Here is a 26,932-nt window from a genome sequence, read left to right on the forward strand (position 1 = left end):
GCAGGAACGTGCCGGCGGCGGCACAGCCGAATTCATTATTGATGACTGGGAGCGCCCAGAAGGCGGCGGCGGACGTTCACGCGTGCTGCAGAACGGCACCGTGATTGAAAAAGGCGGGGWTMGGGCACCTAAAAAATTTAAAGTGAAGAGTTAATATAACTTTTCTCAATATTTACATTTGCTAAAACAGCCGAGGATTACATGAAGGCTCTTGTTGCTGTAAAACGTGTGGTTGATGCCAACGTTAAAGTCCGTGTTAAACCGGACAACAGTGGTGTTGACTTAACGAACGTTAAAATGTCAATCAACCCATTCTGTGAAATCGCAGTGGAAGAAGCGGTTCGCTTAAAAGAAAAAGGAACTGTTTCAGAAATCATTGTTGTTTCTATTGGCGCTAAAGAAGCTCAAGAACAAATCCGTTCTTCAATGGCGCTTGGCGCAGACCGCGGCATTCTGGTTGAAGCGGATGACAGCCAATTGGGCGCGCTGGAAATCGCTAAAATTTTAAAAGGCGTGGTTGAAGCTGAACAGCCTCAATTGATCCTTCTGGGCAAGCAAGCGATTGATGACGACTCGAACCAAGTCGGTCAAATGCTTGGCGCCCTTCTTGGCGCAGGCCAAGGCACTTTCGCGTCAGAAGTGAAAGTAGACGGCGACAAAGTGCAAGTGACTCGTGAAATTGACGGCGGCCTGCAAACTGTAGAGCTTGCGCTTCCAGCCATCATCACTACGGACTTGCGTTTGAACGAGCCACGCTATGCGGCGCTTCCAAACATCATGAAAGCGCGTAAAAAACCGCTGGATGTTAAGTCACCGGCTGATTTYGGCGTAACCCCTGCAACAAAGCTTAAAACAGTTAAAGTTGAAGCGCCTGCAGAACGTAAAGCTGGCGTACAAGTGAAATCAGTAGATGAGCTTGTAGAAAAATTGAAAAACGAAGCGAAAGTGATCTAATACAGAAGGATAAAAATCATGAGTATTTTAGTTATCGCTGAGCACGACAACAAAGCGCTGAATGGCGCGACATTAAACGTTGTTGCTGCAGCGCAAAAAATCGGTGGTGATATCACTGTATTGGTTGCTGGTTCAGGCGCGCAAGCGGTTGCTGACCAAGCGGCTAAAGTTGCTGGCGTAAGCAAAGTACTGCTTGCTGCCGACGCTGCCTACGCAAACCAATTGGCTGAAAACGTAGCTAAATTAGTTGCTTCTATCGGTTCTGGCTATTCGCACATCCTTGCTGCGTCTACAACCACCGGTAAAAACATTCTGCCACGCGCAGCTGCGCTTCTTGATGTCAGCATGATCACAGACATCATTGCAGTTGATGGCCCTAAAACATTCAAGCGTCCAATCTATGCAGGCAATGCAATTGCAACTGTAGAATCTGCTGAATCAGTTGTCGTTGCAACTGTACGCGGTACAGCATTTGATCCAGTTGCAAGCGAGGGCGGTTCTGCTGCGGTTGAAGCGCTTGCTTCTACTGGCGATGCTGGTATTTCTAAGTTCATTCACGAAGAAATCGTAAAATCTGAACGTCCAGAATTAACAGCTGCGCGCATTGTTGTATCAGGCGGCCGCGGTGTTGGTTCAGGCGAGAACTACCACACTGTACTTGACCCATTGGCGGACAAACTGGGCGCTGCTCAAGGCGCGTCACGCGCTGCAGTGGATGCAGGCTTTGTACCGAACGACATGCAAGTCGGTCAAACAGGTAAAATTGTTGCGCCTGATTTGTACATCGCTGTGGGTATTTCAGGTGCGATTCAGCACTTGGCGGGTATGAAAGAATCTAAAGTGATCGTTGCGATCAACAAAGATGAAGAAGCGCCAATTAATGCAGTTGCGGACTACTGGTTGGTCGGTGACTTGAATACTGTGGTTCCAGAGTTAGTATCTAAAATCTAATTTCTGAAACTTGAGTTTCAAGAGCCCTTGCGCGGAATATCTGCGTAAGGGCTTTTTTATGCTAAGAATAAATAAAATATTAATCATAAAAGATGCTTGGTATGCCTTACAGTTTTAAAAATCATTATTTAATGTTTGCGCACTATAACCGGTGGGTGAATGCAAAATTATATGCCGCCGTAGAGGATTTGAGCCCTGAACAGCAGCATCGAGACTGCGGCACTTATTTTAAAAGCATTATTCGCATGATTAACCATTTGTATGTGGGTGATGTGCTTTGGCTGGATCGAATTTGCGGTTCTAAGCCGTCTAGCTATGCGTTGGATGATGTGCTTTATCCAAATGCGGCAGAGTGCATTCAGGCGCGTACAGCGTTGGATTTGCGCTTGCTGGAATATATCCAGTCCTTAGAGGATTGCGCATTCACGCAGGACATTCAATATATTCGGCGTGATCAGGTCTATTGTGAGCCTTTAACTGAAATATTAGCGCACGTGTTCAATCACCAAAGCCATCACCGTGGGCAGCTGCATGGCATGATTTATCAGCTGACCGGGATTTCTCTTGAGCTGGATCTGATTTTTTTCCAAAGAGCGCATGCAGATTTATATCGAATCGACCATCTTTAAGCGCGGATATAGTCGTGGCTGGAGAAGAAAAGATGGATTGCGGGCGTTCAATTGTTAAGTATTTTTTCTAGCGTTTGGACAGAAAAAAGCCAATCTGCCGGCAGATTATAATTGAAGCCGTTTTAGCGTGAATTTTAAGCGATGCAAACCCTTAAAATAAGGCGATTAACTTGCCTGATAACGCACAAAAATAAGAGTGTTTATGCTATAATTTACGGCTGTATTTTACATTTTGACTCATGCTTTTTGAGTGGAATTTTAGCAAGATTTACGACATATAAATATGAGCAGAATGAGCTTGTATAATAAGGAGTATGCATGAGCGTATCGGAAATTAGACCGATTGCCATTGAGGATGAACTGAAGAGCTCATATCTCGATTATGCGATGAGCGTGATTGTATCGCGTGCATTGCCAGATGTACGAGATGGTCTCAAGCCGGTTCACCGTCGTGTGCTTTTTGCAATGCACGAATTGGGCAATGACTACAACAAAGCTTACAAAAAGTCTGCCCGTGTAGTCGGTGACGTGATCGGTAAATATCACCCGCATGGTGATTCAGCTGTATACGAAACTATTGTCCGTATGGCTCAAGATTTCAGCTTGCGTTACCAATTGGTTGACGGTCAGGGTAACTTCGGTTCGGTGGACGGGGACAGCGCGGCTGCAATGCGTTATACCGAAGTCCGGATGCGTAAGTTAACTCATGAGCTTTTAGCTGATCTAGAAAAAGACACTGTTGAGTGGGAAGATAACTACGACGGCTCTGAACGTATTCCGCAAGTCATGCCAACGCGCGTGCCAAACTTGCTGATTAACGGTGTAACGGGTATTGCTGTCGGTATGGCGACCAATATGGCGCCGCACAATATGACCGAAGTTGTCAATGCGTGTCTGGCGTATGCAAATAATCCGAATATCAGCATTGAAGGCTTGATGGAGCATATCTCTGGTCCTGATTTCCCGACAGGCGGTATTATTTATGGCAAATCAGGCATTGTGGACGCTTACCGCACCGGTAAAGGTCGTTTGCATATCCGCGGTAAATACCATTTTGAAGAAGACCAGAAGTCTGGCCGCACAACCATTGTATTTACTGAAATTCCATATCAAGTCAATAAAGCAAAAACCATTGAGCGTATTGCTGAATTGGTGAAAGAGAAAAAACTGGAAGGGATTTCAGAGCTGCGTGATGAATCAGACAAAGACGGTATGCGTATCGCCATTGATCTGAAGCGCGGTGAAAATGCTGAAGTTATTGTGAACAACCTGTTCCAAAACACTCAGCTGGAAAATTCCTTCAGCATCAACATGGTGTGTCTGGACAATGGACAGCCGAAGTTGATGAACCTGAAAGATATCATCGCTGCGTTTATCCGCCACCGTCAAGAAGTGGTTACGCGCCGGACTATGTTCGAATTGCGCAAAGCGCGTGAACGCGGTCATATTTTGGAAGGCTTAACTGTTGCATTGGCGAACATCGATGCGATCATTGAAACCATCAAAACATCTGCGAACCCTGCTGAAGCGCGTGAGCGTTTGCAAGCTGGCGAATGGGCAGGCGGCGGTGTTGTTGCGCTGCTGGAAAAAGCCGGTGCAGTTTCTGTCCGTCCGGATGAAATTGAAGGTGAAGATCCATCACGTCCATTTGGTTTGACCGGCGAAGTCTACCGCCTGTCACCGACACAAGTCGGCGCAATCCTAGAGCTGCGCTTACATCGCTTAACGGGCCTTGAACAAGATAAGCTGCAAGCTGAATACTCAGAAATTTTGGCGCAAATTGCTGAATATACTGCAATCTTAAATGACTTCAATTTATTGATGAATGTAATTCGTGAAGAGCTTGCGCTTATTCTTCAGCAGTATGGCGATGCGCGTAAAACATCTATTGTTGAGTCCCGTATCGACTTCTCCCGCGAAGATTTGATCCCTGAAGAGCAAATGGTGCTGACGGTTTCAAAAACTGGCTATGCGAAAACACAGCCATTATCCGACTATGCTGCGCAGCGCCGCGGCGGCCGCGGTAAGTCTGCAACATCAATGAAAGAAGATGATTACATTCAGCATCTGATTGTGACATCAAACCATGCGACTGTGCTGTGCTTCACCAATGTCGGCAAGGTTTACCGCCTGAAAGTGTATGAAGTGCCGCAAGCCTCTCGCGGTGCGAAAGGCCGTCCGATGGTCAACTTGCTGCCATTGGATGAAAACGAAACAATTACAGCAATTCTGCCTGTGATTGACGCGCCGAAGAAATTCAAAGAGCGTCTGGCAGACTTTAAAGCCTTCGTAAAAGCCAATGCGGCGCAGATTCAAAACAATGAAGTGATCAACAGTCACTACGTTGAGCTTGAAGCCGCATTGACTGAGCTGGAAGACGGTGCAGATGATATTTCTGATGCATTGCGGATTCAGTTGAAACAGATTGGCCTAGAGCTTTCAGCAACAGATCTTGATGATGACATCATCAATGATTTCGCGCAGCAAGCAGAAGCAGTCCGCAAAAACTTCTATGTGTTTATGGCGACTGAATACGGTACGATTAAACGTGTAGAGTTGGAACAGTTCTCCAATGTCCGTTCAAATGGCTTGCGCGCGATTGAATTGAACGGTGATGATACGCTGATTGGTGTTGCGATCACTGACGGCGAGCAGCAGATTATGCTGTTCTCGAACGAAGGCAAAGCCATCCGTTTTGCAGAAACTGACGTACGCTCAATGGGCCGTTCTGCCAAAGGCGTACGCGGTATGCGCGTCACGATCGGTGCAGCTGCGCAGGCAGAAGATGCAGAAGACGCTGACGTTGATTCGGATGACGAAGACGGTTCAGATTCAGCGCTGATCAGCCGTATCGTGTCACTTGTGGTTGTACCGGAAACAGGTGAAGTGCTTTGCGCGTCTGAAAACGGTTATGGTAAACGTACACCGGTGGATGACTTCCCGACCAAGAAACGCGGCGGTAAAGGTGTGATTGCTATCAAGACCTCAGAGCGTAACGGTCAATTGGTGGGTGCAGTTGCCATCGATGAAACCAAAGAGCTGATGCTGATTTCTGATGGCGGTACATTGGTGCGTACCCGCGCATCTGAAGTTGCGCAGACAGGCCGTAATGCGCAAGGCGTGCGCCTGATCCGTTTAGGCAATGAAGAATTGCTTGTGGGAGTGGTTTCAATTGAAGCCGTTGAAGAAGATGATGAGCTGCTGGATGATGCATCTTTAGCGGCATCAGCAGAAGCGCCTTCAAATGATGAAATCATTGACGAAAGTACAGAAAATGAATCTGATTTAAACGATCCTCAAGAAGACTGAGTTTAAATCAATGAAAAAGGGCGCTTCGGCGTCCTTTTTTCTACGTCAGGAACCTATTAGGCGGATAAACATGATGATGAAATTTAAATATGCTGTTTTGGCATCAGTATTGGCCTTGAGCGGCTGCGACAAGCTTGGACAGCAGGCAATGAATGCGATTCCTGACCCGAGCGCGCAGCAGGCGCAGGCAGCGCAATCGGCTTATGATGACCTGCGCGCGCAAAATTTTGAGCTGCTGATGACACGGCTAGAACCGGAACTTCAGGCGCGTTTCAGCGCCAATGAAAAAGAAATGCATAAATTTGCGCGGGGGCTGCCAAAAGAAAATTATAAAACCAAAAAAATTGTTGCGAAGAATGCAGTGAAGGCCACTGGTCAGCCCAGCAAGTATACGGTGACTTATGAATATGGCTACGATAAAAATTTAGTGCAATATGATGTCAGCTTTGATAAAGCAGGCGGCAGCGCTAAAATTCGTGATTTAAGCGTGTCGGTATTCGGTGAGAAAATTTAAATAAAATTCTGACTGCACAAAAAAGGACGCCGAAGCGTCCTTATTTTTACAGCTGAATTACAGGGTATTATTCAGTTGCGCGTTATAGTTTTTTTGCTTTTCTGTGTCGAACTGGCCTTCCCATTTACTGATCACCAGTACAGCTAAAGCATTGCCGATGACATTCAGTACAGTGCGCGCCATATCTAAAATACGGTCAATACCGGCAATGAATGCAAGGCCTTCCAGCGGAATGCCGACACTGCCTAAAGTTGCAAGCAAAACAACGAAAGACACGCCAGGCACGCCGGCAATACCTTTCGATGTAATCATCAGCGTTAAGACCAGAATCACTTGCTGACCTAAGCTCAAATCAATGCCGTACAGCTGTGCAATGAAAATTGCTGCGATACTTTGATATAGTGTTGATCCATCCAAATTGAATGAATAGCCGATTGGAATCACGAAGCTGGTAATCGGCTTTGGCGCGCCATAAGCTTCCATTTTTTCCATAATGCGCGGCAGCACAGTCTCTGAGCTGGCAGTTGAATATGACAAGATCAATTCATCTTTCAATATTTTAACAATTGCCCAAATGCTGAATCCGCAGATTTTGGCGACTAATCCCAATACCACAAAAATGAAGAATAAAATTGCGCCATAGACCAATACCGCCAATTTCACTAAGGGCAGCAGTGAGCTGAAACCAAAGTTTGCAACCGTTGCCGCGATTAAGCCGAATACACCTAAAGGCGCAAACATCATAATCATGTGGGTCACTTTGAACATGGTTTCAGATACGGCATGCAGTACTGTGAGCAGCGGCTGTTTGGTATCTTGGGGTAATGAGCCTAAGCCTATTCCAAACAAGACCGAGAAGAAAATAATCGGCAGCATTTGCCCGCTGGTCAATGCGGCAAAAAAGTTGGATGGAATTAAAGACAGGATCGTTTGTATTAGGCCGTGCGAATGCTCGCTGACTTCATGCGTCGTTTCCTGATATTTGGAAATATCGACTTGAGTCAGGGTAGACATATCAATTCCAGCGCCGGGCTGGAACACATTGGCGGCGACTAGGCCCACAATAATGGCGATTGTGGTAATGATTTCAAAATACAGAATGGTTTTGAAACCGAGTTTACCGACATTGGAACCGTGGCTTGCATTGGCAATGCCTAGAATCAGCATTGATACAACCAGCGGGATTACAATCATTTTAATGAGGTTAATAAATATTGAGCCCAGCGGGGTCAATAAATTATTTACTAAGGCATCACGGTATTCGGGAGAATAATGAAGAATAGAGCCTAAAAGTATACCTAAAATAAGTGCAATTACGATTTGCCATGCAAGGCTCATCTTAATTTTTTTCATACTCAGCTCTGAAAAAACTAAATTAGGGACAAAAAAATATCTGCACGCGCTCTTGCACTGCACCGGAAAAAGGTGAAGGAGAAGCAAGAGAAATTTGGACAGATTGGGTTAAGTCTATTTTGAAGATATTATGAAAAATGAGCGAACTATTTTTGGGAAATCGCGCTCAATTGGTGTTTATTTTTTCAGTTTTATTTAATAATTCGATTTAAAATATAAAAATAATTTATGCAATGAATAAAAATGACTAATAATTAACTACTGCGGTTTAAGTTTTAATCTATAAAATGCCCAGCTTAAACAAATGGCGCCAAAAACACTCAAGTAAATTAATTTAGGTACAACTAAATGTGTTGGCACGCCCATTTGGTTGAGTTGAATGAACATTTGAATGCCTTGGGTCGATGGTAAAAACTCTCCAAACAATTGCAGCCAGACAGGCATTGCAGCATGCGGCCATGCTGTGCCTGAGAGTAAAAATAGGGGAATGGAGGTGAATACAATCACATGACCAGCGCGCTCAGGTATATCTAAAAAAGAAGCCAGCAGCATGGCTAGGCCAATCACACAGCCAATGAATATTGGTACAGCAATCAGCATGCCCGCAAAATTTCCGCCGCGCGGGTAATCGTACAGCCAAAAAGTAAAGCCGAATAAATAAAAGCAGCCCAAACAGCCAATAGTCATGATGGCTGCGAATATGGCCCAAAACTCGGCGGTTGTTGGCTTCCAGCGGTGCTGCTCACGGTAGTCTGCCAGCAGCATGCATAAACCTAAAACAATTGTCTGATGGATGATCAGCGGCGCTACGGCAGGGAAAATATAGCTGCCATAGCCGGATAACGTATTAAATAAAGGGATTTGATGAATAGAAAGCGCAGGTGAAAAATGCGAGACATTGCCGAATTTTTCTGCCTGTTCAGCCAATGCCTGCTCAATGGAGGCTGCAAGGCCTAAGCCAATTTGTTTGGTTTTTAAAAAATTGGCTGCGCTTAAATATAAACCTATACCGCCTGCTTCACCGCGGCGAATACTGTTGGATAGATTGCTAGGCAGCAGCAAAATACCATCTGCCTGCTGGCGCCGAATCATGCTCTGGGCTTCAGCAAAATTACCTGTTACTGCTTTAATTTCGACATTGGGGCTTTTAGAAACTTGTCCAATAATGGCAGAGGTGGCAGCGCTTTGTTCTTCATCCACAATAATTATGGGCAAAGCCTGCGCTTGCTGTGCTTGATAAGCTGTGGGATAGAAAAAACTGTACATAAAGACGGACAGAATCAGGGTCGTCAATATGGATGAATTGGCGGCGATATTTTTAAAAGTTTGAACATAATGTTTGAAAAACTGTCTCATGGCTGCATCTCCTTGGCATATTTTTTCAAGAAGATATAAGCCAAAGCAAAATACAGCACCGCATAAATCAACAGTACGGCAAAGGGCTGCACAGATGAAGAAAGCGGGCTGCCAATGACCCATTGTTCAGTCTGCAATTTGGCATAAGGCGTATAGGGAATAATGTGCGCCCAAAACTTGGTGAACATCGGGGCATTATTCAGAGGCAACGTTACACCGGCAAAACTTAAGGATGAGCCGCCATAAACAGCAATAACACCGAATGTTTTAGATAAATTTTGGGTTGCCAATACAATTGCACTGCTGATAAAGGCATAGGCGCTGTAAAATAAGATTTGCGCTGCTAAAATCAGCCAAAGATGGCCCGCCACGAACCAGCCGTGAACGCCAATCAGCCAGACCATCCAGAGCCATGTCCAAAAGGTGAAAATTAAAATATAAATCAGATTTTTGCTCATCAATGCACTGAACAGGCTTTGACCTTGCAGCCATTGCTGAGCGGTTTGAAACTTCAGCTCTTGGCCAACGGAAAATGCCACACAACAGCAGAGCAGTAAATGCAAAATTGCGGGAATCATATAAGGTTCTAAATAGAACTCATAATTGAGGCTAGGATTGTACAGCGGAGAAATTTTGACATTCGGTGTTGGGGCATCCAAGTAGGGGATTTTATTTTCTAAATAATTTTTCCCCATAAACTCAGCCGAGGCTTGCAGCGTGCCTAGCAGCATAGCGGATGAAATGGTATTTCCCACACTGAAATAGCTTTGGTTAAAGGCAATGCTGATTTCGGCATCTTTGGCTTGAACCATTCGCTGTTCTGCACCTGCAGGAATATGCACATAGCCCCAAATTTTATTTTGATTCAGCAGCTGCTCAACTTCGCTTTGACTTTCATTGATTTGAGCAATGCTTAAGGTGCTGCTCAGGCTTAAATGATGCTCAATACTTCTGCTGAGCTGGCTATGATCCTGGTCAATAATGGCAATCGGCAAGTGCTCGGCTTTGCCGGCTGCAAACATGCTGCAGAACAGCACAATAATAAAAGCAGGCGCCAGCGTGACAAGGCATAAATCCCATTTATGCTTCAGCAGATAGCGCAGTTCACGCAGCAGGCCTGAGCGCATATTTATTGAGCCTCTTTCACTTTAAACAGCACGCTCATCCCTACTTTTAAATCAGGGAGGGGGTGAACAGGTGCGAGATGCACTTTAAAGCTGCGGATGTCATAGCCGCCCGTTTGTCGTGTTGTTTTGATGGTGGCAAAATCACCTTCAGCCTCTATATTTTTAATTTTAAATTCAGCGCTTTGGCCGAGCGCAGGAATATAGCCGCTCATGGTTTTGGCTTTATATACAGACTGATACTGGTCTTCACGGACATTCAGGGTGACATGAAGATCATCATCCTGAATAATGCTGACTACGGGAACAGCCATCGCAACCAGTTCCGAGGCTTTGCCGTAGGTTTTAGAGACGGTGCCAGTGATTGGCGACAATAATTTAGTTTCCGCTTCTAAGGCATTGGCTTCGGCTACAGCGGCTTTGGCAATACTGACTTGCGCATCGGCAGAGGACTTTTGTTCTGGTGTGCTGCCGCGTTTAGCGCGGGCGTACTGCTGGTATGCAGCCTCTGTCATTTCTGCAGCCGACACTGCGGCGGCATGCATTTCATCGCGGCGCTGGCGCGAAACTACACCTTCCTGAAACAGTTTGGCCCCACGCTGAAAAGTGAGTTGCGCTAAGTTCTGCTGTGCTTTCATGCTTTGCCAGTTGGCATAAAGCGTGGCGATATTTTCTTCCTGTGAGCCGCGGTCTGCTGTCGATTGCAGAGCGAGAGCTGATTGCAGGGTCGCTAAGGCCTGCTGTTTTTTTGCATCAACCTCTGGGCTGAACAGGCGGACTAATTCCTGTCCTTTCTTAACCTTTTGCCCATCATGAACATAAATTTCTTCAATGCGGCTAGGCACTTTAGTTGAAACGTGAATGGTCTCTGCTTCAACCCGGCCTTGCAATTCCACTTCTTTTGGCTGATAGCTTTTCCATAGCCCGAAGGCAATCAGCCCCAGCAGCAGAATCAGAACAGTTGCAGCTGCGATTTTTAAAACGGCAGATTTATTCTTTTTTTCGGGTGCGGCTACTGAATCTTTATCAGAAAGGGTGTTTTTAAATGATCCTTCGGTTGCTGCCGTGCTGTGTCCGTCTTTATTTTTTGCAGGCTCAGCCGTTTCTGATCGCTTATTTGGCGGATTTTGCGGTTCAGCTAGCGCTGATTGATTTTCCGATTCAGGTGAGTTTTGATCTTGATCCATATTGTTCCCCATCTGAAATTAACGAAGGTAGTGCGTATTAGGCTGGTTAATGTAGGTTTGAAACTGTGCAATCGAACCGTGGCTTTGCAGCAGAGTTGCTAATGACATGACATATTTATATGCATTCAGTGCGGTTTCAGACTTTAATCCGCTCAGCGCATTTTGCGCATCAATCACTTGGGCGGCTGTGCCCATATCTTCTTTAAAAGACAGCTCCTGAATACGCAGGTTTTCTTGTGCCGCTTTCATGTTTTGCAGCAGCAGCTGATCGCTTTGCTGCGCCGTAGTCACTTCACTGTAAGATTTATAAATAATATTTTCAATTTCCTGTTTGGTGCGTTCAGTCATCAGCTCGGTAGCGTAGCGCTGCAGTTCGGCAGCCTGCACATTTTTGTTTTTATCAATGCCGGAAAATAAGTTGTAGCGTGCGGCTACGCCGACAATCCAGTTCTGCTTATCGTCTAGGCTGTATTCCCCAAAAGCATAAAGGCTGGGCTTTTTAGCTGCATTTTGCGCTTTAACATTGGCTTTGGCCAGTTGCGTATCCATCTGCATTTTCTGAATCAGCGCTGAATGTTCAGGGAAGCTTTTTAATAAACTGTTCAACGCCAAATTTTGTGTTGAGTTGACGAAAAGAGGGGTAGTCAAGTCGTTAATCTGGCTGCTTTGCAAGAGGTTATTCAGCTGAAATAAACTGGCCTTATAGCCGGCTTCTGAATTTTGGAAGGCGCGTTCTGCATTGTTGCGGGCGACTTCAAACTGCATGCGCTGGCCTTTGCTGATAAAACCTTGCTGTTCAAGTTTCAGCGCATTGCCGTAATGTTTTTTCATGGAAACGAAATTGAATTTGCTGCTTGCCAGCAATTGCTTTTGCAATTGGGCATTAAAATAGGCCTGTATCAGTTCAAAACGCTGAACATCCTGCTGTTGCTTGGTATTGAGCTGGCTGCGCTGCGCTTTAATATTGGCCGCTTCTTTGGCGCTGGAAGTCAGGCCGCCTGTATATAAAGGCATCATCACTGAAACAGTCGGACGCACCACCTGATCATCCAAGACCACTTGGGATTCATCCGGGATTAAACCCACGCCATTATGGATAGTTTGATTCAGTCCGTCTTTCAGGCCAGACAAATCGCCTATATTGGGATTCGCGTTTTGCCATTCATCAATTTTGCTGTTGACGCCATTGCTCAAGGACTGCTCTAAATTATTTTTGACTGCACCAAAGGGAATGTCCAATTCATTATGAAAAGCATAAGCCCGTACGTTTAAATCAACTCTTGGCAGCCCTAAGCCTTTTACAGCTTCGGCTTCAAGCTGAGATGCCTGCTGCAGCGCCTGATTGGCTTTGGTGCTGTAAGAGTCCTGCAGCACACTTTGCTCGGCTTGCTGGAAACTGATGCTTTGCGCACAGCACATCGAGCTGAACAGCATAGAAACTGTGAAAATAGAGCCATGAAGTGCAGTTAGCGTCTTTTTATTGATTGTACTTTTTTGTTCGGAACGGCTTAAACCAGAGGCACGCTGTAACATCGAATAGATTCTCCGTATCGTCAGGCCAAGTATAAAGCAATGATCCGGTATTATGCTTTTTATACAGCTGTTCATTTTTTTGATCTTGCCGCTATAGTGTGAAAAATTGAAATTATCGGCTATATTGTGTGCAGACTAACCTCATGTTTAATCAATATAAGATGGATTTACAAGCCAAAGCGCCAAATAATTTTGCAGATTCTTATATGTTAAATCAGTCACTCGAGCTTTTTTATCAAAAAAATGGCTTTGGCCCAATTGTCGGGGACCGTCAGCCTTTAACAGTAGGTGTATATACCGGCTGTTTGATTGTGCCTATGCCGAATATTGGTGTGCGGCATAAGTATCTCAAATATCATGACATGCATCATATTTTGACGGGCTATACCGTTGGGCGGATTGGTGAAGGCGAGGTCAGCGCTTGGGAGCTGGGCACAGGTTCTATGTTCCGTCATCCCATTTTAGGCATAATGAATTTGATTGCGCTGTCCACAGGTTTCTTTTTGCAGCCCAAACGCATGCTGCAGGCGTACCGGCGCGGTTTAATCAGCAGCAATACTTATCACAGAAAAACACGGCAGTGGATTGATGCAAACGGCGAAGCTCCGCTTGCGGCGCTCAAAGCGCAAACACTGAACAATAAATCGCGGATTTTTTTGCCGCAGCTGCGCTGGATGGAGTTTGGTTTTTATTTGAGCGCGGCCATGCTGATTCACGGCATTGTGGTGATTCCTGCCTTAATCTTAAGAATCGTCAGCTTTTTACTGGCGGGTGAGCCCTTTATTGAGATTATCAAGCCGGTAAAAAGATCAGATCTTTATTGAAGTTTTAGTTTTAAATGTCCGACAGCATTGAAATATTTTCAGGATAAATTACTGCAAGCACAGGCTATCTGTGGTTAAATGCCATCATTTTATTGTGTCTCACTCTGAAAGGAAAAATCATGCGCGCGTACAACTTCTGTGCTGGTCCTGCTGCATTACCTACTGCCGTTTTAGAAAAAGCCCAAGCTGAAATGCTGGATTGGCATGGCAAAGGTCTTTCCATCATGGAAATGAGCCACCGCAGCAAAGATTATGTTGCTGTTGCAGAAAAGGCTGAAGCTGATTTGCGCAAGCTCATGAATATTCCTGAGAACTACAAAGTGCTGTTCCTGCAAGGCGGCGCATCTCTGCAATTTTCTGCCATTCCCTTGAACTTGCTGGGTAAAAACAGCAAAGCGGATTATATTCACACGGGTATTTGGTCAGAAAAAGCGACCAAAGAAGCACAGCGTTATGGCGACATTAACGTGATTGAAGCTGGTACTACTGTAGACGGTAAATTGGCCATTACAGATCAAAGCACTTGGAATCTGTCTGATGATGCTGCTTATGTGCACTATGCCGATAATGAAACAATCGGCGGTATTCAGTTTGCTGGTATTCCGGAAACAGATAAGCCTTTGGTTGCCGATTTTTCATCAAGTATTCTATCTGCGCCATTAGACGTTTCTAAATTTGGCCTGATTTATGCGGGCGCGCAAAAGAATATTGGCCCAGCAGGCTTAACTCTAGTGATTGTGCGTGAAGATTTATTGGATCAGGCGAAACCTGAAGTTCCAAGCATCTTGAAATATGCTGCGCAAGCAAAAAATGATTCAATGGTGAATACACCTTCAACTTATGCATGGTATCTGGCGGGTCTAGTTTTTGAATGGCTTTTGGAACAGGGCGGTGTAGACGCCATTTACAAGGCGAATTTAGAAAAAGCTGAGTTGCTCTACGGCTACATCGATTCAAGCGATTTTTACAACAACCCGATTGCTAAGCCAAACCGCTCAATTATGAATGTGCCGTTTACATTGGCAAATGCCGATTTAGACAAGCAGTTCCTGAAAGAAGCGGAAGAGAATCACTTGCTGAATCTGGCCGGCCACCGTTCTGTTGGCGGCATGCGTGCAAGTATTTATAACGCAGTGCCTTTAGACGGCGTACAGGCGCTGGTGAATTTCATGGATGACTTTGCCAAACGCAACGCATAATCTTTGAAGATAAAAAAAGCCCATCGAAAGATGGGCTTTTTTTATATCTGCTGAATTAAAGAATAAAAGTATGGAGTAAATATGCGCAGATCATCATGCCTAAAATAAAGAATAGGCAGGCCATAGGCTCGACTTGATATCGAGAAATCAGGCGGTGACCAGCATGCTGTAAGTTTTCTTCTTGCACGATTTTCATAGATATTTATTTTCCGATCTATTTATCGTTAAATCCTATATTTGTAATTTGCATTTTTACCATAAAAATTTGATTAAATAAAGTACTATCGCCACTAAAATTACTGAACAGCAATACTTATTTGAAAAAATAAACTGCATCTGTAAAAAAACTTATATTTTCAAATGATTAAAAATATGGACAGTGCAAATAATGAATTGAGAATATATTAAATCAGTTTTTAAATTGATTAATTTTTGAATTTAAAATTGTGGATAAGTGTATTGATGTTTGAATTTAAAATACTGGGTTTTGATTATTAATTGTGGATAAAATATAAGCGGATTTTAATTATTTTAATAAAATACAGATGTTAGCGGCGTCTGAAAAAAAACAGCCAAAAATCTGCGTGTTGCAGAATTTGGCTGTTTTGAATTTATATTAAGCCGCTTTTGCGTAAATATTGGCTTGAATCCAAATATTGCCGCGAATAAATTGACCGATATCAAAATCTTTATAGGCTGCGTCTTTGGTGGCTATGCGGATCAGCACCGCAGGCTGGTTTTCTTCATGAATCAAAGTCACATCATAAAGTGTGTAATCTTGCTCCATGAACTGCATTGCAGTCTTGCCAACAATATTGCCTTGAAACCAGGCTTCATCTTCTTGGCCCATATTTTCGCCATACAGATAAGCCACCATTTTTGAAAAATCAACCGTTACAGGCGCTTTGTCATCTTCCGATTGGGGTTCCCATGCTTCAATTTGTTCCTGCAGGTTTGCCGGAGCAACCCCGTTGTTGGCTGCTAAAATATCATTCAGCGCGCGGTGGTGCTTAATAGACGCGGGGTCATCGACAATCAATTGTTCATGGTCTGCTACCGCTTCCAGTTCATAAGCCCAGCCATTCAGCTGCACCAAATACTCTTGATTTTTTTCATATTGGGAATGGTTGACGCTGTATAAGCTGTCAAAAGCATATACAGAAGTGTTCGAACCCAGATTCAAGCATAATACTGCTTGAATATTGGATTTGCAGGTGATGATGCGGTCGATGCTGGCTTTGAATTGGTATGGGCTGTCAAAACAGGGGAATGCGGTTTTTACAGCTTTAGGTTTGTTGTTTTCAACTTCAATAACTTGAGCAAGCTGAACAGACGCTTTGCTTGGACCTTGAATCAGCCAAGTGCCCGCATCCATATCGCATTCCGCTACGCATAGGCCCATCGGCATGACCGGTGCATCCAGTGCTTGACCTAACCATTGCGGAACATCTGTGCCGGGCTGCTCTGTTAGTAAATTCCAGTGCTCAATGTGGCTGCCGAAGCTCTGATCTTCAATGGTGATAGTGTCTGGTCTGTTCTGATTTTTCATATGCACGATTGATGTTAGGTTATATTTATTTATTAAATCGAGGGTTATTTGCAATTTTCAAGTCAGGCCCGCTAAATATTAATGAAATAAATCAAAGAAAAATCTTAAAAAATAATTAAAATCATGAGCTAACAGTATATAAGCATGCATTATAAAAAGATTCAAATGCGTAACAAATTGATCTTTTGATCAGTTTCAGCTGACCGCATCAGTGAAATTTCTAAAATTTTAAAAACAGGCAAAAATAATATTTAGCTATTTCACGCTTTACTGCCATGCAGATTTGCTAGAATAACTGTACTACTTTCGTACTGGATAGAATTGTGCTGCCATTTAAACTTTGGGTAGATGCAGATGCGCTGCCTAAAATTTTGCGTGAAGTGATTATTCGAGCTTCAGACCGGTATCAGCTTGAAGTTACTTTCGTTGCCAATCAAAATGTAGGCATCACACCGTCTGTACGCATCAACTCCATTCAAGTCATGAGCGGTGCCGATGCGGCAGATAAAGAAATTATTGAACGCATGAAAGAAAATGACATCGTCATGACGCAAGATATTCCGCTGGCTGCCCAAGTAATTGAAAATGGCGGTATAGCAATTCATCCGCGCGGCGAGGTGTACACTACTGCCAATGTAAAGGCGCGTCTGCATTTGCGTGATTTTATGGACAGCCTGCGCGGTGCCGGTGTACAGACGGGCGGGCCGCCGCCTATTTCCGAGCGTGATAAACGTGAGTTTTCAAGCAGCCTGGATCAGACCATTATGAAACAAAAGCGAAAAACAGCTCAAAAATAAGGCTGTAAAAAATGCCCTCAAAACTTAATTTAATGGTCAGCTATGCATTGCTGGTCTTTATCTGGTCTACAACCCCGCTGGCGATTGTTTGGAGTGTGGCTGATTTGCATAGCCTGTGGGCTTTGGCATTGCGGTTTTTTATCGCATTGCCTTTGGCTGTCGTCCTGCTTTGGATCACACGCGCTAAATTGCCTATGAATGGATTATCCATACATAGTTATGTGGCGGGAGCCTGCAGTTTTATCGGTTCGCAAATTTTTACTTATTTAGCAACGGCTTATCTGAGTTCTGGCATTATTGCGCTGATGTTTGGCCTTGCGCCCATTATTACAGGGTTGATCGGCTTTTTCGTTTTTAAAATTCGTCTGCGCCGTCTGCAGTGGCTGGGTATGCTCATTGCTGTCGCTGGACTGGGCATTATATGCCTTGGGGGAAGTGAGCAGCATGTACAGCCAGCAGGTATCGGGCTGATGCTGCTGAGTGTATTTATCTACTGCGCCTCAATTTTTTGGGTTAAAAAGATCAATGCGCCCCTTGCGCCTATGTCACAGGCTACTGGCTCAATTTTGGTTTCGGCACTGCTTGCCATGTGCATGCTGCCGTTTATCTGGTCTTATGCGCCAACAGAAATGCCGGGCGCTAAATCACTGTTTGGATTGGCTTATGCCGTTGTAATGGCGTCTTTAGTGGCGATGTTCTGCTATTTTAAATTGGTGCAAAATGTTCAAGCGACGACTTTATCTTTAACCACTGTTCTCACACCGATGATTGCTATGCTGGTTGGGGCGCTGCTCAATGATGAAAAAATTACCATTATGGTATTTTTGGGCGCTGCTGTTTTACTGTCGGGCTTATTTGTATATTTTTATCAAGATTTTAAGGCGAGCAGGGCGCTCGCGCAAAAAATTAAGGCTGAATAAAGCTTCAGTCCTTATGCTGTGTTAAAGATACACATTCAGAGAGCTTTACACGGTCTTGCGGATGCAGGGTAATAAAATAAGCCCCTGTGCGGTATTTGCCATTTTCTTCATGGCGGCTGTAAACCACTTGCGCTGTAGCGGCAATATGAAAGAAATTTTCGGGATGGCTGAGCGTGAGGTGCAGATAAGTGCCTTCTTGGATTGGGTGCTCACTGAAAAAGCTCAAGCCTGTCTCTGAAAAATTCACATGTTCAGGAATAGGTAACATGCTTTGTACAATTGCATCGTACAAAGACCCCGTAATCAGGTTTAACTTTTGGTTAAATAAGGATAATATTCGAGCAATTTGTTGATCTTTCTCAGCTAATTGTTCTAATTCGTAGTTAAGCGCGTGATCAAATTGATCTAATTCTGCAAGTAGTAGAAAATAGCGCGGCAAGACAAAGTTAGGATCGTAAGGATCATTCAGCGCAACATCATCAGGAATTATCTGATAATTGATTCGCAAGGCAGCATCGATGCGAGACATGACGCGGCGTTCCGTGTATCCGCTTTGATGCTGTAAATTTTCCATAATTATTACCTCGGACTAGATGGTTATGTTTAAACCAATCTCGCTGTATATAGGGTTGAGATACACTCGCGCACGGCGCAGTAACCACTTTATTTCTTTTATTGCTTTGGTTTCGATGATCGGTCTCACCCTAGGTGTAGCTGTGCTCATTACAGTCTTATCTGTGATGAACGGTTTTGACCGCGAATTGAAAAACCGTGTCTTGGGAATGATACCTCAAGCTACTGTTTCTTCAACACAAATTTTAACAAATTGGCAAGAACTTGCAACGAAAATCGAAAAACATGAGCATGTTCAAGGTGTCGCGCCATTTACGCAGCTGCAAGGCATGCTGACGGCGCAGGGCCAAGTTTCAGGGGTAATGGTCACGGGGATTGAGCCGAAGTATGAAAAAAAGGTTTCAATTATTCAGGACCACATGGTTGAAGGCAGTATTGATAACCTGAAAAAAGGTGAATTCGGTATTGTGCTGGGCAAGCAAATGACCGATGCCTTAGGCTTGGGTTTAAATGACAGCATTACTTTAGTCCTGCCGGAAGCAACACCGTCACCAGCTGGTGTTGTGCCGCGGTTTAAGCGTTTTAAAATTGTCGGTATTTTCAGTATTGGCGCAGAAGTGGATTCCATGATGGGCTATATTGCCCTGAATGATGCAGCCACCTTGCTTCGTTTGCCAGACGGCGCGCAAGGCATTCGCATGAAGCTGGATGATATTTTTGCAGCGCCGCAAGTGTCGCAGGAAATTGTGCGCGACCTGCCTGCAAACTTTTACGCTTCTGACTGGACGTATACGCATGGCAATCTGTTCAGCGCCATTCAGATGGAAAAAGCGATGGTGAGCCTGCTGCTGTTTTTAATTGTATTGGTGGCGGCATTCAATATTGTGTCATCACTGGTCATGGTGGTGACAGATAAAAAATCGGATATTGCGATTCTGCGCACTTTAGGCGCTTCACCTGCAACCATCACCCGAATCTTTATGGTTCAGGGGACAGTCATTGGCGTAATCGGAACGGTATCCGGTGCTATCTTGGGTATTATCGCGGCATCCAGCATCAGTAATTTAGTCGGATGGCTGAACAATACGCTGGGCTTGAATATGTTTGATGCCTACTTCATCAACTATTTGCCATCCTATTTGCGCTGGCAAGATGTGCTGATTATTGTCGGCCTGTCATTAGGCTTAAGCTTTATCGCGACCATTTATCCGGCTTTCCGCGCAGCCAAAATTCAGCCAGCGGAGGCATTGCGCTATGAATAATTTAATTTTGGATGCGCAGAATATCACCAAGTCATTTACCGATGGCAAGTCATCGGTTGATGTGATCCGCGGCCTGTCACTGCAAGTAAGAGCCGGGGAGTTTGTTTCGATTGTCGGTTCCAGCGGTTCAGGTAAAAGCACGCTATTGCATGTATTGGGCGGCTTAGACCGTCCGACTTCAGGGCAAGTGCTGATTAATGGGCAGCGTTTTGATACTTTGGGTGAAGCGGAACGCGGCTATATCCGTAACGAGCACCTCGGTTTTGTTTATCAGTTCCATCATTTGCTGCCAGAGTTCAGTGCATTGGAAAATGTTGCCATGCCGCTGATGCTGCGCAAAGGCGCAAGCTATAAAGATGTTAAGCAGCAAGCTGAATATTTGCTGGATCGCGTTGGGTTATCGCACCGTATGACCCATACGCCAGGTGAGCTGTCTGGCGGTGAGCGCCAGCGTGTCGCTTTGGCCCGTGCCTTGGTCACCAAACCTAAGCTGATGATGGCGGACGAGCCTACAGGAAATCTTGACCGTAAAACTGCAGTGAAAATTTTTGAACTGCTTTCGGAGCTGCGTAAAGAATTTAACATGGCGATGCTGATCGTGACGCATGATGAATACTTGGCTCAGTCGGCAGATGCAGTGCTGCATATGCAGGATGGCTTATGGGTCGAAAAAGCCTAATTCATTTGAACTTTCCGCTATAGATTGAAGCTCGCCTCGGCGGGCTTTATTATTGCGCGCAATAAAGCGAATAAAGAATAACAACAATGCTGCAATGGTTTTGCCTTGGCTGGATTTTAGGCGTTTCCTATATGGGTAAAATGTGGCTGAATGCCCATATCGGTTTTTGGACGGCAGTCTGCGTAATGGCTGCTTGGCTGATTATGCAGCGCGTGATGCATCCTTTAATTAAAGATCAAAGTCCGTTCTTTAAAATTTTGAATATTGGCATGAGCGTAATGCTTGGAGCTTATTTAGGTTTTGGATATGCCAGCAGCCGCTTAGACCAGCGCCTTATGCATGTTGAGCATGAATCTGGTTCGATGGAACTGATTGTTTATGTTGCGCGCTTAAATGAATTGGGCGAGCAAAGCGTCCAGCAAAAAATTATGGTATTGAATAATGCAAACGGGGCTTTAGCCTTAGATGCGCTTCCGCAGTACTTGGCTTATATTCCATATGCCAATTTGCGCTCACAGCAGCAGGAATTGCAGTTAGGTAAGTATTACCGTTTAAATGGAGAACTAAGGCCAGCGCAGAGTTATGCCACAGCGGGTGCATTTGATCAGGAAAAATGGTTTCTGCAGCAGAATATTGCCTCAGGGTTTCGCGTCAAGCAGATTCAGCCGCTGCAGGAACAGCAGGTATCTGCGCTTGGCTATACAGGATTTGTTAAACAGCAGCAGCGCTGGTTGCGTCAATTTCCCTTATGGGTTGAAAAACAGCGGCTTAATCTTAGAGTCTTTATTCAGCATCAGCCTTTACAGCATAAAGGCCTGCTTCTGGCTTTGCTGACAGGGGATGAAAGCCTGCTCACAAAAGCCACTAAAATGCAATTTCAGCGTTTTGGGATGAGTCATCTGCTGGCAATTTCAGGGCCGCATGTAGTCATTTTTGCCATCATGGTCAGCTGGCTGCTGCAGGCCGCAGTCGCACGGTACCGGCCGCAACTTTATTTAACTGTGCCAAAACAATATGTGCTGATTATCCCGTTTTTGATTTGTGTCTTCATGTACTGCCTGTTTGCAGGATTTGAGATTCCCGCAGTGCGGACGCTTCTCATGTGCTGTTTAGGCAGTTTGATGCTGTTGCTGCAGCAAAAACTGCAGCCTTTAAAATTATTAATATTCAGCGCATCTGTATTGCTGCTGATTGATCCATTCAGTATATTGTCTGCCGCATTTTGGCTGTCGTATGGCGCATGTTTTATTTTATTGCGCATTTATCAAACCTTACAGCAACAGCAGGCGAAACTTGAGCAGGAATTAGACTGGAAAACCAAAGTGCTGTTATCGCTGCGATTGCTGGCTGTATCGCAATGGAAAATATTTATAGCGCTGTTGCCTTTAATGATTCTTTTTTTCAAGCAAGTCTCATGGATTACTCCGTTCAGCAATATTGCTGCGATTCCTTGGATTGGGCTGATTATTGTACCTTTAGATATTTTTGCAGCGCTGGCTTATGGGTTTTCTGAGTCTCTGGCCTCTTTGCTGTTTATGCTGAATGACCGATGCTTGGCAATCTTATTGATGTTTTTAGAGGGTTTAGATGCACTTTTTAGTCCGAAGCTGACTTCAATCGCTTTAACATCCAAGATGGTTTTACTGTTGGCTTTAAGCCTAATCATTTTGTTTTTGCCTCGCGGTGTGTTGCCAAAGAGCTGGGCAGTCATTGGTTTGCTGGCTTTAATTTTGAAAGGTTATATGCCGCATGCCTTTGAATTAAATATCTTAGACGTGGGACAAGGTCAGGCCATTTTTATTCGTGATCAGCATCACAGCATGATGGTCGATATGGGCGGCAATTATGATGAAGACAAATTCAGTGTCGGCAGGCAAATTATCCTGCCATTTTTGGCCGTCAATGCGGTCAGTGAGTTAGACCAACTGCTGTTAACCCATTTAGACCAAGACCATAGCGGCGGATATTTTTCTATACAGCAGGATTTTCCGATAGCGCAGCTGATTGCCAGTGAACGCCCTTCAATGCCAGTACAGACTCAATTTCATTATTGCTATCAAGGCCAGCGCTGGCAGTGGACTGATCAGCTGAGCATAGATGTCCTATCGCCCTCGCAGCAGCAGGTCGGCACTGCGGCTCGCAGTAAAAATGAAAACTCATGTGTTTTGTATATACAGCTGAAGAATGCCGCGCCTTATCGAAGTTTTTTATTGATGGGGGATGCCGGCTGGGAAACAGAGTATGAATTGATGCAGAAATATCCAGACCTAAAAGCCGATGTAATTGTTTTAGGCCATCATGGCAGCCGCAACAGTTCTTCTTATGATTTTTTAAAAGCGCTGCAGCCTAAATTAGCAATTGCATCCGCTGGAAAATACAACCGATATGGGCACCCCAGCGCAGTGACTCAAGCGCGTTTAAAACAGCTGAACATTCCATTGCTGACGACCAGTCAACAAGGCACAATCCAATTTATACAGCTGGACGGTAAAATCCAGCTGCACGCTGCAAGAGAGGAATGGAAATGGCTGCGCCGCAATTAGCGGACAGGCGCAGCCATTGTTTCTTCATTTACCATAGAGTTTAAAGCGCTGTTTTGAGTTTTCGCTTCTTCACGGACTTTTTGCGCTAATGCTATGGCTTCACTCATGGGTAAATGGTAGATGTTGTCTGTAGCAGGACTGGCTTTAAAGCGTTTATAGCTCCAATGGTAATGTGCAGGATATTTGCGGATTAAATTTTCTAAAGCATCAAAAATAACGCTGGACCCATGATTCGCCGTGCCCTGATAAATAGCTTCATCCATCGGTTCAATATGCATATCAAAGCCGTCATGTTCATTGCGGATAGCGTACACAAAAAGCGCTTTGGCTTTGGTTTTTTGAATCAATTTAGCGCTTAGATTGCTGGTGGCTAAAGGGACGCCAAAATAAGGAATCATTTCACCGCCGACATGCGGTGTATGGTCGGGTAAAATAACAGTTGTGCCGCCTTGTTTAAGGGCTTTGAAAATTTGGCGGACCCCAGTCTCATCCGTCGGGACAAGATGCGCTTGCTCGCGGCTGCGGGCGTTGCGCACAAAGGCATCTGCAGTTTGATTTTTAACAGGCTTATACATAATGGTCATTTTGGTATGCTGTGCAAACCAGGCATTCATGATTTCCCAAGTGCCAAAATGCGGTACCACCAAGACCAGACCTTTATTTTCAGCGAATGCATCGTAAAAATACTGTTCGCCGTGTATTTGATGAATACGGGACAGATTTTTTTCATTGCTGGATCCCCAAATACTGAAAAATTCAAAATAGGACATCAATTCGTTGCGGATCGCTTGCGCTGTAATCTGTTCGCGCTGTTCATCACTTAGTTCCGGAAGCGCAATATTAAGATTTAAACGAATCGTTTCTGATGTTTTCGAAATTTTTAAAGCATTGACTAAACCGGCCAGCGCTTTTGCAATAAAACGAGAAAATTGAATGGGTTGACGGCTGATAAACTTCAATAGACGGTACGTTGTATTTTGCGGATTCTGTTCGGTCATTGGTGATGGTCAATAAAGCAAAAAGAAAATGATGAATTAATTATAGGATAAAATACTTTGTTTAGACAGTTCCAGTACTTTCAGTGTATATAATGGAGTACTTATTAACTGTTTTATTGGATTTTTTATGTCCGATTGGCCACCGAAACCTGAAAACGAAATACAAAATACGCATCAAAATACGCAACAGCCATCAAGCCAGCAGCAGCCTACTGGCAATGAATGGAAACTGCTTGAAAAGGTGGTTTTGGCTTCTGTTGTAGAGCAGCGCCGTGCGCGCCGCTGGGGAATCTTCTTCAAATTTTTAACCTTTGCTTACATTCTGTTTATTTTAGTCGCATTAGGTAAAAGCTGCAGTACGGCATCTACAGATGATGTCGGGTCAATGGGTTCGCATATTGCGGTAGTGGATATTGTGGGGACAATTGCTGCCGATAAGCAAAGTGTCAACAGTACTGATACTGTACGCTCCCTGAAAAAAGCTTTTGAAAATAAGCAAAGTAAAGCAGTGGTATTGAATATCAACTCGCCGGGCGGTTCGCCGGTTCAGTCCGATGAAATTTGGCAAGAAATCCAATATTTAAAAAAACAGCATGCAGATAAAAAATTATATGCTGTGATTGGAGATACAGGCGCTTCCGGTGCGTATTACATTGCTTCAGCAGCAGATGAAATTATTGTTAATCCTTCAAGCCTTGTCGGCTCAATTGGCGTGATTATGCCAAATTACGGCGTGAATGGCTTAATGCAAAAGCTGGGTGTAGAAGACCGCACAATGACCTCAGGTGAAAATAAAGCCATTTTATCGATGACACAGCCTGTAGATCCGGCGCAAAAAGCGCATGTACAAGGTGTATTAGATAATGTGCACGATCATTTTATCAATGCTGTGAAGCAAGGCCGCGGTAAAAAGCTGAAATCAACAGATCCTGCAATTTTTTCAGGCTTATTCTGGACAGGCGAGCAAGCTGTTAAATTGGGTATTGCAGACCGTGTCGGCAGTTTAAACACCTTAAAGCGTGAGCTGAAAACAGACAAAGCTGTGAATTATACGATTGAATACAGTCCGTTTGACTCAGTTTTGGGCCGTATGGGAAGTTCAATTGGGCATGGTTTTGCAGCGTCACTGTCACAGCAGGTTCAATCAGAACAAACGGCTAAACTGCAATGAAGCCTTTAATTCATTTTGCGCACGCCAATGGCGTGCCGTCACGCGTTTATCAAAAACTCTTTGATCTGCTGCGTGATGAATACGAGGTTATTTATGTTCCCTTGCTTGGGTCAGATAAGCGCTATCCGATTGACAATCATTGGCGCAGTTTAACCGATCAAGTGATTGACAGTATTGTACGTCAGGCGAATGGCCGTAAAGTTATTGGCCTTGGGCATTCACTGGGCGCTGTTCTTACTTTTCAAGCGGCGCAGCAGCGTCCAGAGCTGTTTGAGCAAGTGCTTATGCTGGATCCTCCGCTGATCATGGGGAAAGAATCACTGGCTTTGCATATTGCCAAAACATTGAAATTGAAAGCTGTAGACACTATGTCTCCAGCGTCATTGTCATTGCGCCGCAGGGACCATTGGGAAAGCCGTGAGCAGGCGGCAGCGCTATTGCGTCCGAAAGGCTTCTATCAGGATTTTGATGCAGATTGTTTTCAGGCTTATCTTGATTATGCATTGACTGAAGATAAAGAGCGGGGCGGGGTTGAACTCACCATTTCCAAAATGGATGAAGTGAAAATTTTTAGGACAAATCCATCTCTTTGGTGGCTGCCGCAGTCCAAACTGAAGGTGCCGGTTCAGCAGATAGTTGCTGAAAAAGGGCCATTTTTACCGCGCAAGTTCCCGCAAATGGTGAAAAAGAAGTTCGGTATTCCATACCGCATTGTGGCAGGAAGTCATATGTTCCCATTGGAAAAACCTAGAGAAACGGTTGATTTAATTAAACAGATGATTGCAGGTCAGGCCGTTCACTAAAGCTTAAGTCTCTGCGGCTTCGGCATAAAAAACGTCTCCAAGGAGACGTTTTTTATTGTTTTTAGGTGTTTACAGCTTGCAGAATTGAACAGGCTCTTGCATCAGCTGGCCGCGGTACAGCACACCTTGTTGGGTATGCTGAACAGTGCCGTTGCAGATCCACTCTGCAACTTGCGGGTAAATAATATGTTCAAGCACATGAACACGGGTTGCCAAAGAATTAGCATCATCATGCACATTTACTTTTAATACGCCTTGCGCCAGCGCTTGACCGGCATCCAGTTCAGCAGTTACATAATGCACTGTACAGCCATGCAGGCTGTCGCCGGTATTCAAAACCCGCTGATGCGTATGCATGCCTTTATAATTGGGCAGTAAGGAAGGGTGAATATTAATCATTTTTCCTTCCCATGCTTTGACAAATTTCGCGCTGAGTATGCGCATAAAGCCAGCTAAAATCACCAAATCAATATCCCATGCAAGCAATTGCTGATGCATTGCATCATCAAAAAACTCACGTGCGGGATATTGCTTGTGCTCAATAACGGCAGTTGCAATACCTGCTTTTTCTGCACGCTGCAGGGCATATGCTTCAGGCCTATTGGAAATAACACCTGCAATCTGGCCTGATAAATTGGCATCTATCAGGGCCTGCAAGTTGCTACCGCTGCCTGAAACAAGAACAGCAATTTTGATCATGCGGA

The 26,932-nt window shown here is 44.6% G+C and carries 24 protein-coding genes and 1 pseudogene; 15 read left to right on the top strand and 10 right to left on the bottom strand.

All coding sequences use genetic code 11. The features are described from left to right. From AZH43_RS18360 to AZH43_RS08500, 6 genes and pseudogenes are all read left to right on the top strand, one after another. Positions 1-118 (top strand): annotated as a pseudogene (locus AZH43_RS18360) (coproporphyrinogen III oxidase); the annotation flags it as partial. Between the two features lie 83 nt (positions 119-201). Next, positions 202-954 (top strand): electron transfer flavoprotein subunit beta/FixA family protein, encoded by a 753-nt coding sequence (locus tag AZH43_RS08480; RefSeq protein ID WP_067668685.1) that lies wholly within the window; start codon positions 202-204, stop codon positions 952-954. An 18-nt stretch (positions 955-972) separates the two neighbouring features. Further along, a complete protein-coding gene (locus tag AZH43_RS08485; protein ID WP_067668687.1) occupies positions 973-1,905 on the top strand; it encodes an electron transfer flavoprotein subunit alpha/FixB family protein in 933 nt (310 codons plus the stop codon). Positions 1,906-2,006: 101 nt separating this feature from the next. Then, the gene (locus AZH43_RS08490; RefSeq protein WP_067669121.1) at positions 2,007-2,534 is read left to right on the top strand and encodes a DinB family protein; all 528 of its coding nucleotides are present in this window, start codon (positions 2,007-2,009) and stop codon (positions 2,532-2,534) included. A 318-nt stretch (positions 2,535-2,852) separates the two neighbouring features. After that, on the top strand, positions 2,853-5,843 hold the full coding sequence (gyrA, locus tag AZH43_RS08495) for a DNA gyrase subunit A (protein WP_067668689.1): 2,991 nt from the start codon (positions 2,853-2,855) through the stop codon (positions 5,841-5,843). Between the two features lie 76 nt (positions 5,844-5,919). Continuing rightward, on the top strand, positions 5,920-6,357 hold the full coding sequence (locus tag AZH43_RS08500; protein WP_067669123.1) for a DUF3887 domain-containing protein: 438 nt from the start codon (positions 5,920-5,922) through the stop codon (positions 6,355-6,357). 57 nt (positions 6,358-6,414) lie between these two features. On the opposite strand, the gene gltP is transcribed toward AZH43_RS08500, so the two are convergent. From gltP to AZH43_RS08525, 5 genes are all read right to left on the bottom strand, one after another. After that, a complete protein-coding gene (gene gltP / locus AZH43_RS08505) occupies positions 6,415-7,710 on the bottom strand; it encodes a glutamate/aspartate:proton symporter GltP (RefSeq protein WP_067668691.1) in 1,296 nt (431 codons plus the stop codon). Positions 7,711-7,968: 258 nt separating this feature from the next. Further along, complete coding sequence (locus tag AZH43_RS08510; protein ID WP_067668693.1) at positions 7,969-9,066, bottom strand: ABC transporter permease; 1,098 nt, start codon at positions 9,064-9,066, stop codon at positions 7,969-7,971. Beyond that, entirely contained in the window at positions 9,063-10,193 is a 1,131-nt protein-coding gene (locus AZH43_RS08515; RefSeq protein WP_067668694.1) for an ABC transporter permease, read from the bottom strand. Before AZH43_RS08515 ends, AZH43_RS08510 begins: the two co-directional genes overlap by 4 nt. 2 nt (positions 10,194-10,195) lie before the next feature. Then, on the bottom strand, positions 10,196-11,377 hold the full coding sequence (locus tag AZH43_RS08520) for an HlyD family secretion protein (protein ID WP_067668696.1): 1,182 nt from the start codon (positions 11,375-11,377) through the stop codon (positions 10,196-10,198). 18 nt (positions 11,378-11,395) lie between these two features. After that, complete coding sequence (locus AZH43_RS08525) at positions 11,396-12,910, bottom strand: TolC family protein (protein WP_067668698.1); 1,515 nt, start codon at positions 12,908-12,910, stop codon at positions 11,396-11,398. Positions 12,911-13,053: 143 nt separating this feature from the next. On the opposite strand from AZH43_RS08525, the gene AZH43_RS08530 reads away from it, so the two are divergent. Together AZH43_RS08530 and serC are read left to right on the top strand one after the other, a co-directional pair. Then, the gene (locus tag AZH43_RS08530) at positions 13,054-13,734 is read left to right on the top strand and encodes a hypothetical protein (protein ID WP_067668700.1); all 681 of its coding nucleotides are present in this window, start codon (positions 13,054-13,056) and stop codon (positions 13,732-13,734) included. Between the two features lie 119 nt (positions 13,735-13,853). Further along, positions 13,854-14,933, top strand: a complete 1,080-nt coding sequence (serC, locus tag AZH43_RS08535; RefSeq protein ID WP_067668702.1) for a 3-phosphoserine/phosphohydroxythreonine transaminase — start codon at positions 13,854-13,856, stop codon at positions 14,931-14,933. A gap of 55 nt (positions 14,934-14,988) precedes the next feature. Here serC and AZH43_RS18665 read toward each other — a convergent pair whose 3' ends face one another. Further along, a complete protein-coding gene (locus tag AZH43_RS18665; RefSeq protein WP_162840079.1) occupies positions 14,989-15,129 on the bottom strand; it encodes a hypothetical protein in 141 nt (46 codons plus the stop codon). Between the two features lie 420 nt (positions 15,130-15,549). Continuing rightward, the gene (locus AZH43_RS08540; RefSeq protein ID WP_067668704.1) at positions 15,550-16,482 is read right to left on the bottom strand and encodes a hypothetical protein; all 933 of its coding nucleotides are present in this window, start codon (positions 16,480-16,482) and stop codon (positions 15,550-15,552) included. Positions 16,483-16,805: 323 nt separating this feature from the next. Between AZH43_RS08540 and AZH43_RS08545 the strand changes: the two genes are divergently transcribed. Both AZH43_RS08545 and AZH43_RS08550 read left to right on the top strand, forming a co-directional pair. After that, positions 16,806-17,279: a YaiI/YqxD family protein gene (locus AZH43_RS08545; protein ID WP_067668706.1), complete on the top strand. Its 474-nt coding sequence runs from the start codon at positions 16,806-16,808 to the stop codon at positions 17,277-17,279. Between the two features lie 11 nt (positions 17,280-17,290). After that, positions 17,291-18,199 carry a DMT family transporter gene (locus tag AZH43_RS08550; protein ID WP_067668708.1) on the top strand — a complete coding sequence of 303 codons (909 nt, stop codon included), beginning with the start codon at positions 17,291-17,293 and terminating at the stop codon, positions 18,197-18,199. A 4-nt stretch (positions 18,200-18,203) separates the two neighbouring features. On the opposite strand, the gene AZH43_RS08555 is transcribed toward AZH43_RS08550, so the two are convergent. Beyond that, complete coding sequence (locus AZH43_RS08555) at positions 18,204-18,773, bottom strand: PilZ domain-containing protein (RefSeq protein ID WP_067668710.1); 570 nt, start codon at positions 18,771-18,773, stop codon at positions 18,204-18,206. A gap of 25 nt (positions 18,774-18,798) precedes the next feature. Between AZH43_RS08555 and AZH43_RS08560 the strand changes: the two genes are divergently transcribed. The 3 genes from AZH43_RS08560 to AZH43_RS08570 all read left to right on the top strand — a co-directional run bounded on the left by AZH43_RS08560 (position 18,799) and on the right by AZH43_RS08570 (position 23,256). Continuing rightward, positions 18,799-20,034 carry a lipoprotein-releasing ABC transporter permease subunit gene (locus tag AZH43_RS08560; RefSeq protein WP_067669125.1) on the top strand — a complete coding sequence of 412 codons (1,236 nt, stop codon included), beginning with the start codon at positions 18,799-18,801 and terminating at the stop codon, positions 20,032-20,034. Then, a complete protein-coding gene (gene lolD / locus AZH43_RS08565; protein WP_067668712.1) occupies positions 20,027-20,713 on the top strand; it encodes a lipoprotein-releasing ABC transporter ATP-binding protein LolD in 687 nt (228 codons plus the stop codon). Before AZH43_RS08560 ends, lolD begins: the two co-directional genes overlap by 8 nt. A gap of 86 nt (positions 20,714-20,799) precedes the next feature. Next, the gene (locus tag AZH43_RS08570) at positions 20,800-23,256 is read left to right on the top strand and encodes a DNA internalization-related competence protein ComEC/Rec2 (protein WP_067668714.1); all 2,457 of its coding nucleotides are present in this window, start codon (positions 20,800-20,802) and stop codon (positions 23,254-23,256) included. Here AZH43_RS08570 and AZH43_RS08575 read toward each other — a convergent pair. Beyond that, complete coding sequence (locus AZH43_RS08575; RefSeq protein WP_067668716.1) at positions 23,253-24,254, bottom strand: lysophospholipid acyltransferase family protein; 1,002 nt, start codon at positions 24,252-24,254, stop codon at positions 23,253-23,255. The genes AZH43_RS08570 and AZH43_RS08575 overlap by 4 nt on opposite strands. A gap of 127 nt (positions 24,255-24,381) precedes the next feature. Here AZH43_RS08575 and sppA point away from each other — a divergent pair, with 127 nt between their 5' ends. Both sppA and AZH43_RS08585 read left to right on the top strand, forming a co-directional pair. Beyond that, complete coding sequence (sppA, locus tag AZH43_RS08580; RefSeq protein ID WP_067668718.1) at positions 24,382-25,425, top strand: signal peptide peptidase SppA; 1,044 nt, start codon at positions 24,382-24,384, stop codon at positions 25,423-25,425. Next, entirely contained in the window at positions 25,422-26,228 is an 807-nt protein-coding gene (locus AZH43_RS08585) for an alpha/beta fold hydrolase (RefSeq protein ID WP_067668719.1), read from the top strand. The genes sppA and AZH43_RS08585 overlap by 4 nt, the downstream gene beginning before the upstream one ends. Before the next feature lie 69 nt (positions 26,229-26,297). Here the strand turns inward: AZH43_RS08585 and purN are convergent, their stop codons facing one another. After that, positions 26,298-26,927 carry a phosphoribosylglycinamide formyltransferase gene (gene purN, locus AZH43_RS08590; protein ID WP_067668721.1) on the bottom strand — a complete coding sequence of 210 codons (630 nt, stop codon included), beginning with the start codon at positions 26,925-26,927 and terminating at the stop codon, positions 26,298-26,300. Between the last annotated feature and the right edge of the window lie 5 nt (positions 26,928-26,932).

The sequence above is a fragment of the Acinetobacter pragensis genome (genome assembly GCF_001605895.1).
Taxonomy (GTDB): Bacteria; Pseudomonadota; Gammaproteobacteria; order Pseudomonadales; family Moraxellaceae; genus Acinetobacter; species Acinetobacter pragensis.